At 42.9% G+C, this 18,131-nt stretch carries 18 protein-coding genes; 6 read left to right on the forward strand and 12 right to left on the reverse strand.

Annotation, left to right across the window (positions count from 1 at the left end; translation table 11 throughout):
• Positions 1–172: 172 nt before the first annotated feature.
• The 4 genes from AC1W6K_RS00525 to AC1W6K_RS00540 all read right to left on the reverse strand — a co-directional run bounded on the left by AC1W6K_RS00525 (position 173) and on the right by AC1W6K_RS00540 (position 4,849).
• Positions 173–1,573 (reverse strand): Gfo/Idh/MocA family protein, encoded by a 1,401-nt coding sequence (locus AC1W6K_RS00525; RefSeq protein WP_481946035.1) that lies wholly within the window; start codon positions 1,571–1,573, stop codon positions 173–175.
• 27 nt (positions 1,574–1,600) lie between these two features.
• Positions 1,601–2,515: a TolB family protein gene (locus AC1W6K_RS00530; protein WP_481946036.1), complete on the reverse strand. Its 915-nt coding sequence runs from the start codon at positions 2,513–2,515 to the stop codon at positions 1,601–1,603.
• A gap of 165 nt (positions 2,516–2,680) precedes the next feature.
• The gene (locus tag AC1W6K_RS00535) at positions 2,681–3,925 is read right to left on the reverse strand and encodes a hypothetical protein (protein WP_481946037.1); all 1,245 of its coding nucleotides are present in this window, start codon (positions 3,923–3,925) and stop codon (positions 2,681–2,683) included.
• Between the two features lie 15 nt (positions 3,926–3,940).
• Complete coding sequence (locus tag AC1W6K_RS00540; RefSeq protein WP_481946038.1) at positions 3,941–4,849, reverse strand: LysR substrate-binding domain-containing protein; 909 nt, start codon at positions 4,847–4,849, stop codon at positions 3,941–3,943.
• Positions 4,850–4,951: 102 nt separating this feature from the next.
• On the opposite strand from AC1W6K_RS00540, the gene katG reads away from it, so the two are divergent.
• Entirely contained in the window at positions 4,952–7,258 is a 2,307-nt protein-coding gene (gene katG, locus AC1W6K_RS00545) for a catalase/peroxidase HPI (protein WP_481946039.1), read from the forward strand.
• 47 nt (positions 7,259–7,305) lie between these two features.
• Here the strand turns inward: katG and AC1W6K_RS00550 are convergent, their stop codons facing one another.
• A complete protein-coding gene (locus tag AC1W6K_RS00550) occupies positions 7,306–7,797 on the reverse strand; it encodes a 2TM domain-containing protein (RefSeq protein ID WP_481946040.1) in 492 nt (163 codons plus the stop codon).
• 59 nt (positions 7,798–7,856) lie between these two features.
• Entirely contained in the window at positions 7,857–8,504 is a 648-nt protein-coding gene (locus tag AC1W6K_RS00555; protein ID WP_481946041.1) for a YdeI/OmpD-associated family protein, read from the reverse strand.
• Positions 8,505–8,557: 53 nt separating this feature from the next.
• Between AC1W6K_RS00555 and AC1W6K_RS00560 the strand changes: the two genes are divergently transcribed.
• Positions 8,558–10,558, forward strand: coding sequence for a glycoside hydrolase family 3 protein (locus tag AC1W6K_RS00560; protein ID WP_481946042.1), 2,001 nt, complete (start codon positions 8,558–8,560; stop codon positions 10,556–10,558).
• 8 nt (positions 10,559–10,566) lie between these two features.
• On the opposite strand, the gene AC1W6K_RS00565 is transcribed toward AC1W6K_RS00560, so the two are convergent.
• Both AC1W6K_RS00565 and AC1W6K_RS00570 read right to left on the reverse strand, forming a co-directional pair.
• A complete protein-coding gene (locus AC1W6K_RS00565) occupies positions 10,567–10,830 on the reverse strand; it encodes a hypothetical protein (protein WP_481946043.1) in 264 nt (87 codons plus the stop codon).
• 160 nt (positions 10,831–10,990) lie between these two features.
• Positions 10,991–11,620, reverse strand: coding sequence for a hypothetical protein (locus tag AC1W6K_RS00570; protein WP_481946044.1), 630 nt, complete (start codon positions 11,618–11,620; stop codon positions 10,991–10,993).
• A gap of 85 nt (positions 11,621–11,705) precedes the next feature.
• Here AC1W6K_RS00570 and AC1W6K_RS00575 point away from each other — a divergent pair, with 85 nt between their 5' ends.
• Both AC1W6K_RS00575 and AC1W6K_RS00580 read left to right on the forward strand, forming a co-directional pair.
• The gene (locus AC1W6K_RS00575) at positions 11,706–13,169 is read left to right on the forward strand and encodes a cryptochrome/deoxyribodipyrimidine photo-lyase family protein (RefSeq protein ID WP_481946045.1); all 1,464 of its coding nucleotides are present in this window, start codon (positions 11,706–11,708) and stop codon (positions 13,167–13,169) included.
• Entirely contained in the window at positions 13,166–14,605 is a 1,440-nt protein-coding gene (locus tag AC1W6K_RS00580) for a cryptochrome/photolyase family protein (RefSeq protein WP_481946046.1), read from the forward strand. The genes AC1W6K_RS00575 and AC1W6K_RS00580 overlap by 4 nt, the downstream gene beginning before the upstream one ends.
• On the opposite strand, the gene AC1W6K_RS00585 is transcribed toward AC1W6K_RS00580, so the two are convergent.
• From AC1W6K_RS00585 to AC1W6K_RS00600, 4 genes are all read right to left on the reverse strand, one after another.
• Positions 14,585–15,661, reverse strand: a complete 1,077-nt coding sequence (locus tag AC1W6K_RS00585) for an FAD-binding domain-containing protein (protein ID WP_481946047.1) — start codon at positions 15,659–15,661, stop codon at positions 14,585–14,587. The genes AC1W6K_RS00580 and AC1W6K_RS00585 overlap by 21 nt on opposite strands.
• Positions 15,661–15,954: a TIGR03643 family protein gene (locus tag AC1W6K_RS00590; protein ID WP_481946048.1), complete on the reverse strand. Its 294-nt coding sequence runs from the start codon at positions 15,952–15,954 to the stop codon at positions 15,661–15,663. The genes AC1W6K_RS00585 and AC1W6K_RS00590 overlap by 1 nt, the downstream gene beginning before the upstream one ends.
• Complete coding sequence (locus AC1W6K_RS00595) at positions 15,929–16,066, reverse strand: DUF2256 domain-containing protein (RefSeq protein ID WP_252624661.1); 138 nt, start codon at positions 16,064–16,066, stop codon at positions 15,929–15,931. Before AC1W6K_RS00595 ends, AC1W6K_RS00590 begins: the two co-directional genes overlap by 26 nt.
• A 165-nt stretch (positions 16,067–16,231) precedes the next feature.
• Positions 16,232–16,477 (reverse strand): hypothetical protein, encoded by a 246-nt coding sequence (locus tag AC1W6K_RS00600; RefSeq protein WP_481719039.1) that lies wholly within the window; start codon positions 16,475–16,477, stop codon positions 16,232–16,234.
• Positions 16,478–16,737: 260 nt separating this feature from the next.
• Between AC1W6K_RS00600 and AC1W6K_RS00605 the strand changes: the two genes are divergently transcribed.
• Both AC1W6K_RS00605 and AC1W6K_RS00610 read left to right on the forward strand, forming a co-directional pair.
• Complete coding sequence (locus AC1W6K_RS00605; protein ID WP_481946049.1) at positions 16,738–17,280, forward strand: hypothetical protein; 543 nt, start codon at positions 16,738–16,740, stop codon at positions 17,278–17,280.
• A gap of 5 nt (positions 17,281–17,285) precedes the next feature.
• Positions 17,286–18,092 carry a glycerophosphodiester phosphodiesterase gene (locus tag AC1W6K_RS00610; RefSeq protein ID WP_481946050.1) on the forward strand — a complete coding sequence of 269 codons (807 nt, stop codon included), beginning with the start codon at positions 17,286–17,288 and terminating at the stop codon, positions 18,090–18,092.
• The last annotated feature ends 39 nt before the right edge of the window (positions 18,093–18,131 follow it).

An 18,131-nucleotide genomic window follows, 5' to 3' on the forward strand; every position in this document is an offset into this window, starting at 1 on the left:
CCAGAATAAAATAGCGACTGCCTACATTACGAAGGATTTCAAGAAATTTATCGGTGGAAAAATTCATCGTGCAATATTACAAGAAATTTTTCCTTTTTAGAAATATCCAATTGTTCCGCATTAGATTTAAAACAATTCATAAAAAAAGGGCGCCTTCACAGGCGCCCTTCCATTACTTTAATTTCATATTGACAGGGTCCCACTGGATAATCTTCTTGCTGAAATAACTTTCATTACAAGCCAAAGCAGGCGCGGCCGCTCTAAATCCAAAGGTCGCGTCTTCCACCACTTGCTTACCCGTACGAATCGCATCAAAGAAGTTTGTGAAGTGATCCACATGTTCATCGTAACCCGCTGGCGCTTTGAAAATCACATCTTCTTTGATCGGGCGCTTGCGTTGAGACTCCGACCATTTGGCATTGTATTCCTTCGTCATCTCCTCCTGCATACTTTTCGGGAACGTAAATACCGAATCATATCCGCCAAAACCTGGCGCCTCTGGCATGATGCTATGAGTCACAGTTATCGTATTTCCCTTCACGTTCATCACTCCTTCTGAGCCGATCAAACGAGTCACCTCTTGACCACCCGTTCCGCTGACAAAGTTCACCTGCAAGGTCAATTGGAAGGCAGGGTGTTGAGGAGTATCCGGATATTGCATAACACCCGACATTACATCTGGTAAATTGCGCCCATCTTTCCAATAGCTAAATTGACCCGTAGAGAAGATGGTTTCTGGACCATTTGAGTTCGTCATGAAGTGGGTTCCACTCAATAAGTGAATAAATAAATCACCTGCAACACCAGTTCCTACTTCTTTAAATGCACGCCACCAGAAGAATTTCTTCGCGTCAAATTCCATTTTGGCCGTTGCTTCGATGAAACGATTCCAATCACACGTAGATGCATCTGCATCTTTTGGAATGGTATATTCCCACGCACCGATGGAGCTTTGGCGATCGTATACGGCGTTAACCATGTTGAGCTTTCCGATTTCGCCTTTGGCCAACATCTCCTTCGCTTTTGCTAAGCCTAAGCTGCTAACGCGCTGGGAGCCTACTTGTAATACCTTATTGTATTTCTTTTGCGCATCGATCACGCGTTGTCCTTCGCTGATTTTGTAGACCATCGGCTTCTCTATATACACATGTTTTCCTTTAGCTAAGGCATCGATGGTGATGCGTGCATGCCAAACGTCATGCGTCGCAATAATGACCGCGTCGATATCCGAACGGTCTAACAACTCTTTATAGTTACGGGTGGTATATAAATCTTTGCCGTAAAGTTCTTTGGCATTTTCGATACGACCCGTGTATAAATCACAAATTCCGGCTAATTCTACGCCTGGAACTTTTAGGGCAGATGCTAAATCGAAATGGCCTTGTACGCCAAAACCGATAACGCCCAGGCGGATTTTATCACCAATGGATATAGGTTTTTCGTAACGTAAAATTCGTTCTTCAGCTTTTTGCTGTGCTGCGAATGATTGTAAAGGTGCCGCGGCGGCTACCATACTTGTTGCACCGATTTGCTGCAGGAATCTTCTGCGTGATGCGGAACTGTTATCTTTCATAAATAGGTTATTTTTTCGAGTGCTAATTTACAAATCTTCTAATGCGTAACGCACATAGGCGAACTTTTTCCCATCAGGACTCCAAGATGGAACATTGATCGTGCCCTGTCCGCCATAAAATTCCTCCGTCAAATCTCTAATTTTTTTCGTTTTCAAATCTAATAAGCGCAATTTAATTTGTCGGCCAAACGGATGTGACTGAGCCTGGTCTTTCATATAGGTAATGATGGTCGCAACTTTATTATTGGGTGCAATATGCGCAAACCAATTCGAGTAGTTGTCAAATGTCATTTGTTCCGGCTCAGATCCGTCAGGTTTGATTCGCCAAATTTGCATCATGCCTGAACGGTACGAATTAATGTAAATGTATTTCCCATCGGGCGAATATTCGGGTCCATCATCCAACCCTTCCGTGCTTGTCAACCGAATTTCTTCGCCGCCATTCGTCGACATGGCGTATACGTCAAAATTACCATTTCGTTCTGCGCAATAGACCATCGTTTTCGCATCTGGCGATACACCGTGCCAGTACGATGGCGTCAAAGGGGTTAACTGAACTGGCTCTCCTCCCGCTGCGCCAACCTTATAAATGAAGGACGATCCGCCTTTTATCTCCGGTTTCCCGCTCGAAATAAATAAGGTTTTCCCATCAAAGGTATACCCATGATCATTGTTGGCCTTCTGCACCGTCCCCGTATTCAGCCCGCCTAATTTCTCCCCTTTCGGGCTGATTTTTTCCAGTTTTCCGTAGGCGTTTATCAAGAGGAATTTTCCATCGGTTGACCAATTAGGTGCCTCAAAATGTCGTTTTTCTTCTAAAATTTTCTCTGATTTACCGGACTTGAGGTCGTAAATGTATAAGGAGCTGATGACTTTTTTACCCGCGGGAACCTGTGCCGAAAGCGAGCTGGCGATGAGCGCCAGGGCGAGGATTTTTTTCATGGTAGGTTTAGATTCACGTAAGTTTACGCAGAATCGGAAAAGATTCCTATCCTGACTTTCCCCCTTACCTTTGGGACCCCTTACCTTTGGCAATCCTCCAAGGTTTGCCAAAGGTATGGCTTTGGGGGCTAAATTTCACCATGAAAACTGATAATCGAAATCAGTTTACTGGAAATAAAATGCCAGCGGAAATACAAAACTTACGATCGCTGCCCAAAGTGCATAATAGGGCAAAAACCAGGTCATTCCTGCCTCTACATCAGCGAGATTTTTTTGCCCTTTGAGCAATCCGAGCAATTGGCGCGTAACAAAAATTAAGTTCAACAAAACCAGTACATTACTACCTAGAACAGCCAATCGATTTGGCGTAACCCCCAATTCATACAATCGAAAGACGATAGCCGAAAGCGCAATCCCATTATTGATAATCGCAAGGCAGGCTAAGCCAATCAACGAAAAACGTTGAAATGACGAGGCTGAATCTTTCGTCGCTTCGCTGACTGAGAATAACAACAAAGCCATCACCCCGATCAAAATCCCATTAAAAATTAGCAGGAACTCGCGATCGTTGTAGGGATCTTTTCCCGCGTAAATGAATGCCGCGAGGAAAATCACCAACATACCCGTAACTAATGGCGTAAAGATCCGCGCAATCACGGGGGAAATTCGGCTAACTAACGAAGGGTTTTGTTGGATTACTAATGTGGCCAACAAAGGCACCGATGGAAGCGCGGAAAGGACTAAATAACGGAAGTAAAAATCCTCGATTTTGATGTCGATCAAATTGAAGAGATTAATCGTCAAAGCTGTGAATAGGCCCCCCGCTAAAACAATCACGGCACACATCACCAATAAATCTCCATGAAAACGCAGAAATTCAATTCGCTTTGAGGTGATAGACAAATTTGCCCCACTGTAAATAAACCCTACTAACATCCACAGTAAAATTGGCAAATGAATACAACTTAAAACCAAGGTGTCACTGGCCGGACCAACAGGCAATACATTGATAAATACCATCGAGAAAAGCAGAATCCCTACAGGTGTAATTAAGGATTTAAATGGCAAGCCTTGTTTATATGTCAAATACGCTGCCATCCCCGGCATCACAATAAAGGCCATATTTCGTGGAAAATAGACATCATGTGAGATGGAAAGTATATCCGGTAGCTGCATAAAAAACGCCACAAAAAGCGCGATAAGACCCACAAAAATCCAATCCTTTGAACTTCCCCAGCTGATTTCATCTTGCGTATTTCGAAGGCGCTCATGCCATATTTGAGCCGTTAATTCCGTCTGAATTTCAGGATAAACCGCATGAAATGCGCGCGTAAATGCAACAGGATTCGACCGGTATAATTGCTCCAAATTTGCCGGATTCGTTAAGTTATCGGTAATATGTTTTATCATAGAACAACAATTTTACTATATAGCCGACGAATTTAAGTGTTTTTTCACTTCGACGGTAATCTCATCGGCTAAACGGTTGATAATATTCCATTTGGCATAGGGACGGTAGTAACAAATACTTACCTCCCGCTGTAAGGATCCGTCGACGATATCAAGTAAATGTTGCCTCCGCGATTCGCTCAACTGCCGTACATACAACGAAGGCAATAAGGTCATTCCCTGAAACGTATCGACCAGATTCAATAAGGTATCAAAGGTATTCGACTCAACAGACAAATTCGTAGGTAAGGATTTATTCTTCTTCAAATCGCACAATTGAATAATTTGATCGCGTAAACAATGACCCTCCTGAAGTAAAAAAATTCGCTGTTGGCTCAAGGCCAATTTACTTATTTGCTTCTCCCCACTACTCATGTAGCCATACAGCAGCAAATCTTCCACATACAATAAAGAGGTCTCCAAATCCGAGGCCGATATGGGCGTACTTAAAATCCCGACGTCCAATTTCCCCTCTCGTAAATCTTTCACCAACTGATTTGTCGTCACCTCATGAATTTCCAAATGCAACAGCGGATATTTTTCCACCAATGGTTTCATGATCAAAGGCAAAACCGAACTGGCGATCGTTGGGATAATTCCCAACTTCACCTTCCCCTCAATTTTCTGATTAATGGCTTTAGAGGACGAAAGTAGCGCATTGGCATGTGCGACTACTTGTTGGGCCTGCACCAATACCTCCCGCCCATTTTCCGTCGTCGCAATCGGATTCGCCTTCCGATCAAAAATCACGATATCCAGCTGCTCCTCCAGCTTTTTCACCATCGCGCTCAAAGTCGCCTGCGTAACATGACAATAATCAGCTGCTTTGGAGAAGCTTTTTAATTGGTCCACCGCCAGTATGTACTCTAATTGCTGTATATTCACCGTTATAGATTTTATCTATGCCAAATATAGAAAATTTCAGTTTTCTCTATTCAATTGCTTCACCTAATTTCGAAACCTAATCGGAATAAAATCAACACAATCATGAAAAAACTACTTATCCTTTGCGGCTTGTTAGCTTCCACTGCTACCATTGCCCAAGACTACGCTAACCCACACGGTGGTGCGGCTGCTAATCCTCATGGAGCTAACCCGCATGCGGCAGCTGGCACAAATCCACACGCAGGCATTAACCCACACACGGGAATGAAGACGGCCAACACGAATAAAGACTGGTGGCCTAATCAATTGAACGTAGGCATGCTTCGCCAAAACTCAGAGAAGTCAAACCCAATGGGCCCAGACTTCAATTACATAAAAGCATTTAAGAGTCTTGACTACTTTGCCTTGAAAAAAGACATCGCGGCAGTTTTGACAAAATCACAAGATTGGTGGCCGGCCGATTTCGGTAACTATGGTCCACTTTTCATTCGTATGGCTTGGCACAGTGCAGGAACATATCGTACAGGTGATGGTCGTGGCGGTTCTCGCGCAGGTCAACAACGTTTCTCTCCATTGAACTCTTGGCCGGATAACACAAACCTAGACAAGGCACGTCGTTTGTTATGGCCAATCAAGCAAAAATATGGTGATAAAATCTCTTGGGCCGACTTAATGGTCTTAACTGGTAACGTATCACTAGAGCAAATGGGCTTCAAGACATTTGGTTTTGCAGGTGGTCGTACAGACGTATGGGAGCCAGAAGCGAACGTATATTGGGGATCTGAGAAGAAATGGTTAGACGATAAAAACCGTTATTCAGAAGGTCGCAAATTAGAGAATCCTTTAGCAGCAGTTCAAATGGGCTTAATTTATGTAAACCCAGAAGGACCTAATGGTGTGCCAGATCCGGCAGCATCAGCAAAAGATATCCGTGAGACATTTGGTCGTATGGGTATGAATGATGAAGAAACTGTGGCGTTAATCGCGGGTGGTCACACGTTTGGTAAAACACACGGCGCTGGTCCTGCAACAAACGTAGGGGATAATCCAGAGGCAGCTAGCATTGAGAAGCAAGGAATGGGCTGGGAAAGCACCTACAAATCAGGTAAAGGTAAAGATGCGATTACGTCTGGTTTAGAAGTGACATGGACATCAACGCCTACCCAATGGGGTATCGGATACTTGCATTTATTGTTCAACAATGAGTGGTCTTTAGAGAAAAGCCCAGCAGGCGCAAACCAATGGATTGCGAAAAATAGCGCAAACATCATTCCAGATGCATTTGACAAAAATGTCTTCCATAAGCCTACGATGTTGACAACAGACATCGCTTTGCGCGTAGATCCAGCTTACGAGAAAATCTCTCGTAACTTCTTAGACAACCCAGAAGTATATGCGAAAGCATTTGCCAAAGCCTGGTTTAAATTAACGCACCGCGACATGGGTCCTAGCTCAACTTATTTAGGACCAGAAGTGCCGAAGGAGCAATTGGTTTGGCAAGATCCAATTCCTGCATTGAATCATGAGGTGATCAACGCAGCGGACATCGCAGCTTTAAAAGTTAAATTGTTAAACTCAGGTTTATCGATCAGCGAATTAGTAGGAACTGCTTGGGCTTCTGCTTCAACGTACCGTCATTCAGATCGCCGTGGTGGTGCAAACGGAGCACGTATCCGTCTTCAGCCACAACGCAGCTGGGAAGTTAACAACCCGAAGCAATTGGAAAAAGTATTAGCGGTTTTGGAAAAAATCCAACAAGATTTCAATACTAAATCAGGTAAGAAAAAAGTATCTATCGCTGATTTAATCGTCTTAGGTGGTTCTGCAGCGGTAGAAAAAGCAGCTGCAAACGCAGGTGTTAAAACAACTGTTCCATTTACTCCAGGACGTATGGATGCAACACAAGCGCAAACAGATGTAGCTTCTGTAGGCTTATTAGAGCCAATGGCTGATGGTTTCCGTAACTACTTGAAAACACAATACACATTATCGACGGAAGAATTATTCGTAGATAAGGCGCAATTATTAACCTTGACAGCGCCAGAAATGACGGTATTAACGGGTGGTATGCGTGTGTTGAATACGAACTACAACGGTTCGAAGCACGGTATTTTCACGGATAAAAAAGATGCGTTGACAAATGACTTCTTCTTGAACTTATTAGAGATGGGAACGACTTGGAAGCCAGCAAACGCAACGAAAGAAGAGTTCGCAGGAACGAATACAAAGACCGGTGCAGCAGTTGCGACAGCAACACGTGCCGACTTGATTTTCGGTTCGAACTCAGAGCTACGTGCACTTGCTGAAGTCTATGCAACGAAGGATTCACAAACTAAATTTGTGAAGGATTTCGTAGCAGCTTGGACGAAGGTGATGAACCTTGACAGATTTGATTTGATGTATAAATAGATTGTTTAAAGGTTTGAAGAAAAGCCGGCTCATTGGGCCGGCTTTTCTTATTGCTTCGCCTTCAACTTATCATATTCGCTTTGCTCTAAGGACTCACTAATCGGGTGGTACGCTTTAAAGTATTGAATCACTAATCCAATACCCCAGCCCAACATAGGCCAAATAGGCCATGGTATAGGATTTTGGTGGGGAAATGAGTTATCAGGAAAATACCAAATAGCCCATAAAACAGGAATGACAAGTAAATAAGAGCCAAGGCTCCGCTTAAATTTGGCACGCATACGCGCAAGCTGCCATAATTGTTGGTCCGTACTTTCCATGATATTTCGTTTTTCGGTTTCATCATCCGGAGCATACAACAAGGTCAAATTCACACCAAGTACTTCGCCAATCGAATTCATCGAATATAAGCTAGGCTTACCTTCATTACGTTCCATGCGTTGCACGGTGCGTAGGGCGATGCCTGACTTTTCCGATAACTCGTTTTGCGTAAGGCCCTTCGATGTGCGGATTTCCTTGAGTTGTTCTCCAAAATTCATGGGGCAAAATTGAGGTTAAAAATGGTAGTAACAAACGCCTTTTATATGACTTCTTTGCGTCATCGCTTAAAATTCTCGATGGCTCTATGCGACCCATCACAACTTGGTTTTCGCTTTGTTAAGCCACAAATACAATCGGTGATACCAATACCTCTCAAGATATATTTTTCATTTTTCTCGATACGTGCGGTGCGTGTCGCCGACTGCTTGCCGTCAGAAAAATGCATGAGATAAGCGCGCTGTCTACCGGGGGTGAGTTTTTCAAAAGCCATTTTTACAGCAGGATTTTTTTCAAAAATAGCTGTTAATTCTTCTGGATAAGGGATTTCTTGCGGCTTTTCCATTTTCAATCCCAGTTTCTCTACCTCGATGGATTCGTAGACATAGGCTTTGATGAAGTCTTCTTTGGCCAAAATCTCCTCCACCGAACTAAACTTCATCCAGCGACCCACTTGAGTATATGTGCCGGGTTTAATCAACATCCCCTCTTCGTCCTGCAACAACGCACCGTTAAAAAAGCTTAATGCGCAATGTCCCTTTAAACTTCCAATGGCAATGATATTTTTCGTGCCTACCATATACACCGGCGTCCGCCACTTATAGGTTTCTACTAGCAAGCAGTCGAGCAAAATGCGTCGCAAACAAGCCATTTCTGCAGACCAATGGTCGGCACTTAGGATGAATTCGTCTACATTCGGGTCTTTCATATGATTAGAATTGGCTACAGATATGCTTTACCTTACAAAGAAAGAAAAAACCCATGAAATCACGAATGCTTGTTGCGCTGCTTTTTGCTTCTAGTTCGATTCTAGCCCAAACGCAGCCCGTCCTTGTCGCCATGAAAACGCCTACGCTTCGTGTAGGAAAATTGTCATTTAAAGATCTTAACAAGAACAACAAACTTGACAAATACGAAGACTGGCGATTGCCAGTTTCTGAACGTGCGAAGGATTTAGTTTCGCAGATGACAATCGAAGAAAAAGTAGGCTTCATGCTAATAAGTACGACTAGAATGGGTGGAGATAATGCCTTGGGAGGAGGCCCTCAGGCTGGTCCAAGGGCCCCAATTACGGAAGCATTTACCGAGGAAGATCAGGTTCAAAGTACCAATATGTTTACCCGAAAACCATTAAGTATGCCCAATATGGCAGCCGCGGGGACCACTAAAGGGGTCAAACAATTTAACTTGCGCCATTTTATTTTGCGCGCGAACGCCTCCCCCAAGGTAATCGCGAAATGGTCCAATAACTTACAAGAACTCTGCGAATCAACACGACTAGGAATCCCTGCAATAGTCGCTTCAAATCCGCGAAATCACGTGACTACAGATGCTGCCGTAGGACTAAGTGTGGGTGTTACCGCATTCTCTAAGTGGCCGGGCGAATTAGGTTTGGCGGCGATGCGCGACTTTGCACTTACTCGAAAATTTGCTGAAACGGCTTCGGTTGAATGGCGAGCCGTAGGGATTCGCAAAGGCTACATGTATATGGCGGATTTAGCAACGGAACCTCGCTGGGGACGTGTCGAAGGAACATTCGGTGAAGATGCAGATTTGGCATCAAAAATGATTACGGAAATTGTATTGGGATTTCAAGGTAAAAAAATATCAACTACCTCAGTAGCGATGACCACGAAACACTTTCCAGGAGGTGGGCCGCAAGTAGACGGACAAGATTCCCATTTTGATTGGGGAAAATTCGCACACTATCCGGGAGGAATGTTTGACTACCATGTGAAACCATTTAAAGCAGCGATTGCGGCTGGGACTTCAGCGATTATGCCCTACTATTCCGCACCCAAAGGCAACGAATTTGAGGAGGTAGGTTTCTCGTTCAACAAAGCAATGATAGGCGATTTATTGCAAGGCAAATTAGGGTTCAGCGGAATCATCAATTCCGATACCGGCCCGATTGAAATGATGCCTTGGGGCGTAGAAAATTTAACAATTCAAGAACGCTACCAAAAGGCTTTAAATGCTGGTGTAGATATTTTCTCGGGATCAGCAGACCCCACAAACTTGATTGAGGTAGTGAAGAAAGGCTTAGTATCAGAAGACCGAATCAACCATTCGGTTAGTAAATTACTAAAGGAGAAATTCGATTTAGGGCTTTTCGAAAATCCATATGTCAATGTCGAGGATGCAGTGAAAACGGTGGGAAATAAGGAGGCAGTTGCGGCGGCTGATTTGGCCTTGCGGAAATCAATTGTGCTTTTGCGCAATGATGAAAAGCGTTTGCCACTAGCTAAGAAAACTAAGGTTTATTTTGAAACCTACTTCCAATCCGGGCGTAATGCAGGAGAGGCCATCAAAGTTTCGAAACCAGTATATCCGGGTCTTGAGTTTGTGTCAACGAAAGAAGAGGCCGATGTCGTTTTACTGTGGTTGGTTCCTACAGCCGGTGGATTATTCAGTTCCCAAGGTTCAAAAATCGACCTGAACTTGTCTAAAAACCGCATTGACGTTAATCATGTTAATGAAGTTTTGAATGCTAAGCCAACGGTCCTTGCGATTAATTACACGAATCCATGGGTGATCGAGGAAATCGACAAGGGTAAAGCTTCATCCATTATTGCGACTTTTGGTACGACCCAAGAAGCTTTGTTGGACATCGTGACGGGGGCCTACAAGCCAACGGGCAAAATGCCATTCACGACTCCTGTGAATCAGGCGGCTGTTGAAGCGAATAAATCCGACGTTCCGGGACACATGGAAGGTCCGGGATATGGATTGTTTGCCTTTGGGCATGGGTTATCCTTTTAGAGATTAAATCAGAAATGTTTCCATGAATCTTCTTCTACGGAGACGAATTGACCTTCTGAATTATAACGAAAAATATATCGCGTAAATTCATCTTCGATTTTAACCCGTATCACCTGATCGTTTTGGCTAATGATTTCAAAGTGCATACGTGTTAATTTCAGAGATAGCTCATTCAAAGATAAGTGGGTAAAGTTTCCCATAGTCCCCAATTCGGAATACCTATAATATTTATAATTAAACCAGGAACGGGTTCGGGCCAGTAGGTTAAGCATGAATGTTTATTTTAAAACTTGTTTGGTAAAAAAAGTTCAATACTTCTAGAAAGTAAAAAAATAAACCACCTAATATGTCCGAAAAATTTATTTTTGAACTTGATTCATAAACTAACCAACATGTCAACTGAAAAGGAACGAAATCGGGCGAATAACTAGCCTATAAATTATATTTCAACCCCACGGTACCAATCACCTGACCATCTGTGATTGTATAATTGCCAAAGGCTTTGGCCTGAAAATGCTTGTTGATGTCATAGGAAATCGTCTTAGCAACACCGGTTAACTCACCCACCGACAAATAATATCCTTGTGAGAAAAAATTCCATTTCTTGTGATGGTAGTTGGCATTCCCCGACACCAGCGTCACTTTAAAATCCGTATTTCGCGCATTGCCATTCAGGATAAATGAGCCCACATTCCAGGAAGCGTTTACCGGGTAGGACAACGTTAATTCCCGACCATAGAAACTCGTTACCTTATACTGCTCTGTCATTTGAAAAGCTGGAATATGTATGCCAGCTGTCGCTTTAAATTTCTTATCAATAAATCGATAACGTGTAAATAAGGCCACCGTGGTGGGCGTCATACTTTTCATCCGCATCATGTACATCAATGATCCGGTCAGCCTTCTTTTCGGATTCGTACTGGCATTGATAATCAAATTGGGCTCCTTTGACGTAAACGCAGGAATAAATGAGAAACCACCAGTACTCATTTCAATACTTCCGGTTTGTGCGCTTAATGTAAATGAGGCTAAAATAAGGCCTATAGCTGTCAATTGTTTCATTTTGATACATTAAGGGATTTGAAGGCACAAAAGTAGCCCTTTTCTATTCTGAAAACAACCGAAGGCTATTTTCAGTTTACATAATATGCCTAAATCTACCATCAATATCGTCTGGTTTAAACGTGATCTCCGCTTTACGGACCACGAGCCTTTGTGCCGAGCATTGGAGGGAGATATTCCGGTATTGTTGGTCTATTTTTTCGAGCCATCGATGATTTCATTCCCGGATAGCGATGTGCGTCATTGGCGATTTGTGTATGAATCACTTGTTGAAATGCAGGGGCGTTTGGAAGATCGAAATGGTATTTTGTATCTCTTTCATTCCGAAGTACTGCCTGTTTTTCAGGCTTTATCTGAGCAATTTAGTATTCACCAAATTTTCTCTCACGAGGAAATTGGAAATGATTTAAGTTATAGACGAGACAAAGAAGTAGCTGCTTTTTGCAAACACGAAAAAATTACTTGGAAAGAGACGCCAACGGGCGGCGTGATTCGCCGTTTGAAATCACGCAAAACTTGGCAACAACGCTGGCAGGAAACGATGCGGCATGAGCCCTATTTAGTTCGCGAGGATAACTGGAACTTGCTACGTTTCCCCTCTGAATTTTACACGGCTATTAAAGGTCCAGAACTACCCATTGAATTCAAAACGCGTAACCCTGTTTTCCAAGAAGGGGGCGAATATTGGGGTTGGAAATACTTGAAAAGTTTCATCGAAACCCGGCATCCCGCGTACAGTTCGTCCATCAGCAAACCTGAGGCCAGTCGGCGCGCATGCAGTCGCATTTCACCGTACCTAACCTACGGAAATATCAGCATGAGAATGGCTTATACGTTCACGATGCAGCATTATAAAACGGCGGCCAACAAACGAGCGCTTTCAAATTTCACATCCCGACTACATTGGCAGGGGCATTTCATGCAAAAGTTTGAGGATGAATCTCGGATGGAATTTGAACATGTAAATAAAGCATATCAAGGCCTTGAAAAACAGCGCGATGAGTCGTTGATACAAGCTTGGCAAAACGGCCAAACCGGCGTTCCGCTCATTGATGCCTGCATGCGTTGCGTGGTTGCGACGGGCTATTTGAACTTCCGCATGCGAGCGATGGTGGTGTCATTTTTCGTGTTTAATTTATGGCAGGATTGGCGGGATTTGGCACATTTTCTGGCACGTCAATTTCTCGATTACGAACCGGGTATTCATTACCCGCAAATTCAAATGCAAGCCGGCGTCACGGGTATTAATACCATCCGGATTTATAACCCAATCAAGAATTCCTATGCCCACGATCCAGAAGGAGTCTTTATTAAAAAATGGGTGCCTGAATTAGCGGCGGTTCCTTCTACCTTAATTCATGAACCCTGGAAATTAAGTGACATGGAACAAACGTTATATGGAGTCAAAATCGGGGTGGATTATCCAGCGCCGGTGGTGGATTTGAGTGCCACACGCAAAACGGCATCCGACCAAGTTTGGGCGATGCGGAAAACGAAAAAGGCCCGACAAGAGGGGGCGCGAATCCTTGAAAAACACGTGAATAAATGAGCGCATTCCTAATCTTTCCACACCAATTATTTGAGCAAACGCTAACTCAGGAAGCGGATGTTTTCTATGTGGTGGAATCAACTCTTTTCTTCAAACAATACGCCTTCCATAAACAAAAGCTAATCTTCCACCGGGCTAGCATGCGGGCTTTTGCGGATCGACTACGCGCCGCAGGGAAAACCGTAGAATACATTGATGCGCAGGATCCTCGAGCTTCGGAAGTCGCACTGGTCTCCTCCATCGAAGGCGCGATAATGTTGTTCGATCCGAATGATTATTTGTTGGAACGCCGACTTCGCCGAGCGGGTGATATTCATTTTTTAACAAGCCCAAATTTCCTAAATACCGACACCTCACTACTCGGAACCCGCAAGCCCTATTTCCAAACAGCCTTCTACACCCAACAGCGAAAAGATCGCGGAATATTGCTCGAGGAAGATGGAAAACCGATGGGCGGCCAATGGACTTTTGATGCAGATAATCGCAAAAAGATTCCTAAGAATTCATTCATTCCGGCGCCCTTTCCGGAGACACCGACTAATAAATATATTCTTGAAGCCGTCGATTATGTTTACACGTATTTCCCTGCAAATCCTGGATTGAGCGAAAAGCCTTTTTCAGGGGCATATTATCCGGTAACTCATGATGAAGCACAGGGAGCATTGGACCAATTTATTCAAGAGCGAATACACTTGTTTGGCGATTATGAGGATGCGATCAAGGCGCAAGAAAAGACCTTATTCCATAGTATTTTAAGTCCGTTGATTAATGTGGGATTATTGAATCCGACTCAGGTGATCGAACGTGTCGCGGCCTCCGCTGCGCCATTAAATAGCGTGGAAGGTTTCATTCGCCAGGTTGTGGGGTGGAGGGAATTTGTGCAATTGTTGTATCGGAAAATTGGGGTCCAACAGCGCACCACAAATTACTGGGGATTCACCAACGAAATTCCTGCGGCCTTTTACACAGGAACAACCGGATTGGAACCCATCGACCAAACGATTCACAAACTTCTAAAAACCGGTTATAATCACCACATTGAACGCCTGATGGTGTTGGGGAATTTTATGTTATTGTGCGAGATAAAGCCTGACGCAGTTTACCGTTGGTTCATGGAAATGTACATCGACGCATACGATTGGGTGATGGTTCCAAATATCTACGGCATGTCGCAATTTAGCGATGGCGGTTTGATGACGACGAAACCCTACATCTGCGGATCCAATTACATTCTGAAAATGAGCGATTATCCGAAGGGCGAATGGCAGGAGATTTGGGATGGCTTGTTTTGGCGATTCTTAGATAAACAGCGGGAAACTTTCCGCAAGAATCCAAGATGGGCGATGCTGATTAGTACCTGGGACAAAATGCCTTTAGAGAAAAAGTCAACCCACTTAAACAACGCTGAAGCGTTTCTAGCTAAGCTGTTTACTTAGCTTATTCCAAAAAGAAAAGAAGCTATTGAACTCGCCTACTAGGCCAGGGGCAAGTGAGGGGTGTGCCTCGCGAACCCCATTAAAATGGGTATTGATGGGGTGGTCACGGAAAATTCCACTTACGTTAAGGGTGGCATATTCCCCGTAAAAAACTTGAATCCCAGGGATGTTTGCGGCTAAATCCAATATGAATTGTATAGTCTTTGGCGCCATCGGATGTTTCGCAAAATGACTAGGCTCTAAGACTAAAATTCGATTGCCCTCTTCGCCTTCGTGGAAGGTTGGGTCGAGCGTGTAATGGGTATAAATAAACGTAGGTACTCCTTCCTGTAAAACCGGTGTTTTTGTCGCGGGTGGAGTAAAAACTAGTTCGGCCTCCACGGAACTACGTAAAACTTCGGGAACAGCCTGAAGAGGCAAATCCTCATAATCAAAATCTAAAAAAGATCCTCTTTGGTCGCTACCCGTGTACCGATTTATATTTTCTTGATTGGCATAATACAGCTTATTGCTGAAGGTACCGGCGCACCATTGCCAACTCAGCGCATTGCTGGCTAAATCACCGTCCAACAAATGGTAATACATCCACTGAGCAGGTTCCAACCAATGGTATTTGGCCACATTACAAATGGTACCGGAGAGATACATTCGTAAATGATTATGTAAATATCCTTGAGCAGAAAAAGATGCCAAATGTTTATCCAACGCTTCTATTCCAGTCGATGCTGTTAAAATAGCTCCTGGAATGCCAAAACGCTCAATTCCCTCTTGTGGGTGGCGAATATCTTCAAAAATACCATCGCCCTTTTGAAACCAGGTGCGCGTATAAAACTCACGCCAAGCTAATTCTTGGATGAATTTCTCAGCTTGGTCCAAACCAATTCCACGGTCTTTCAGTCGCTGAACGACCTGAGGAACGGTGATAAAACCCCGGGATAAATACGGAGAAAGGTAAGACACGCCGCCCGTGATAAAATTACGTGAGCGCGCGTATTTCTGTGTATCGAATCGGTCGATTTGGGCATAGACCTCCTCGCGTTTTGTGGAAAATTTCATTAGCGCTTACTGATTTTATTCATGCTGATTCCACGCTGTAAGGTGCACTTAAAGCGTGGGTCTAAAGCAACACGCTTTTGTAGATGTTTCGTATTTCGACCGGCCATTCGTTTACGCCACATGCGGAAACTGGACTCTTTGCTATTCAAGCGCATAAATTCGATGACCTCTTTTTCTTTCAGGCCAAACTGGAATTCGATGGCCTCAAAGGGCGTACGATCTTCCCATGCCATTTGAATGATTCGGTCGATGTCTTGATCGGTAAACTTATTTGCTACGTCTGCACTTTTCACCACAGTAGATGATTTGGTCCCAATTCTTTTCCCATTTCTTGCGCCAGGCGAATGGGCGATTGCAAACGGGACAGGTTTTGGAAGGTAAATGTTGTTTTTTAACGCCTTGCATAAAAAAAGGGCTTGCCTACAAAGCAAACCCTTTTCTTTAAAAAATGTTTAGGCTATACTAATTTCTCATCTGTAGGAGTAGCACCGGCTAAACGAATGTAAACCGTTGTTTGACCTCAAATGTGCACGTAATTTTGACAATAGATAAAAAAATCAAAGGAATTATTTACGCAACCTCCTCGTAAACCGAATCTAAATAATCGTAAATCAGATTAAAATAATTAACCGCCAAATCTCCTGCATCGTTGTCATTTGACAAGTCGAATACATTCGATTGAAAAATACACGTTTCAAAAATTTGATCAATATAATAATCGACATCAAAAATCGATTTAACCCGAATTGAGTACGATTCAAAAACGGCTTTAACAAGCTCCATTTGCGGTTCTGAAAGACTTAAAGCTAATTCCATAGTCTATTTTATTTAGGTGATTTTCTATTCAAAAATAGGGAAATAGCTCAGTCTGAATTTAATCAAATGGTTAAGGAATTAGGTGATATCTGTTAAAAAAGTAGAAAGTTTGGACCCCCTATTTTTGGCCAATTTTGAGACTTTAATCATTAAAATATTGTCTAATTTATCTTAATGTGTATATGCAAAATTTAACAATTCGATTACATATATTCCAGGTAAAAATGGGAGATTGCTTGCTTATTCAAACTATTAAAAAAATGAAAAAATTAGTTCTATTAATGACCGTATTTTTTGCCGTCATCGTTCATGCAAATGTTCATGCGCAGTATGCATCGATTCAATTAACGAATGAGTCAGATACCATCCGTTTGGGAGACAATCCTAAGACAACTATATCACGTTTATTAACTTTTACATATGATCCGAAAATGGAAGCAGCCTTTGCACAGGTAAGTATGGATGCGCATCATATCAATCCATTTGACTTGCCTGAAATAATTGTTAACGGCAGAGCAATTCATGCAAACATCTTCTTTCCAGTAGTTAATCAAACGGCCAAATTCTATTTCTTTAAAGTCAAAGGAATCAAAGACCTTATTGTTAATTCCCCTGTTGGACAAAATAGTGCTAAGTTGAGTTTTTTACTTAACCCTGCCGATCTTATCCCTGGAAAAAATTTCATCCGTATCACTATCGGAAATCGTTCGATTGAAAATTTAGATGATTTCGCGTTAACAAATCCAAAACTTGAAATCAGAACGAAAGCTGCCTCTGATTTATTTACCGATTTTACCAAGTAATTTCATTGAAACGACTACTCTTTGTTTCACTTTATACGTTATTCTGTTGCGGAACGATATCCTTCGTTTCCGCACAGGTAACAAATAATCAATTGCGTATTTCTGCACACCGTGGAAATACGGGATTGGCTCCTGAAAACACATTGGCTACCTTCGAAAAGGCCTTAAAGCTTCATGTTAATTTTGTCGAAATAGATGTGCGAACTACGGCTGATGGGGAGTTGATCATTCTGCATGATGGGTCTCTCAATAGGACAACAAATGGGGAAGGCCCAGTAAAAAATGTGACCTTTTCTGAATTGAAAAAACTATCGGCAGGAAAAGGCCATGTAGGATTTGAGGAAGAAAAAATTCCAAGTTTAGTAGAGGTTTGCCAACTCATTTCTCGTTGGAATAAATGGCACTCGAAAAAAACGTACATCTATGTAGATTGCAAGGAAGTAGCACCAAAGCCTTTGGTGGAAATTTTACAAAAATATGGTCTAGCGAAAGAATCCTGCTTTTACGGAAGTGATGCGTTTCTCCTATCGTTAAAAACTGAATTCCCAGAAGCTCGTCTAATGCCAAGTCTCCGAAAAAAAGAAGACATTGCGCTTAAAATCGCAACGCTTCATCCATTTGCCTTTGATGCCAGTTGGCTTACATTAACACCTGAAATAATTAAGGAAGCGCATGCGAATGGCATTCAGATTTTTACGGATTTATTAGGCCCCTTAGATCAAGAAACGAATTATCAAAAGGCTGCCAAAATGGGCGTAGATTTAATTCTGACTGACAAGCCTACCCTAGTCCTTAAAACCCTTCACCGTTAAATAAATCCCCAACGAAAACTCCCAAAGGGCCGACCACTT

Source organism: Aquirufa sp. (genome assembly GCF_964796385.1).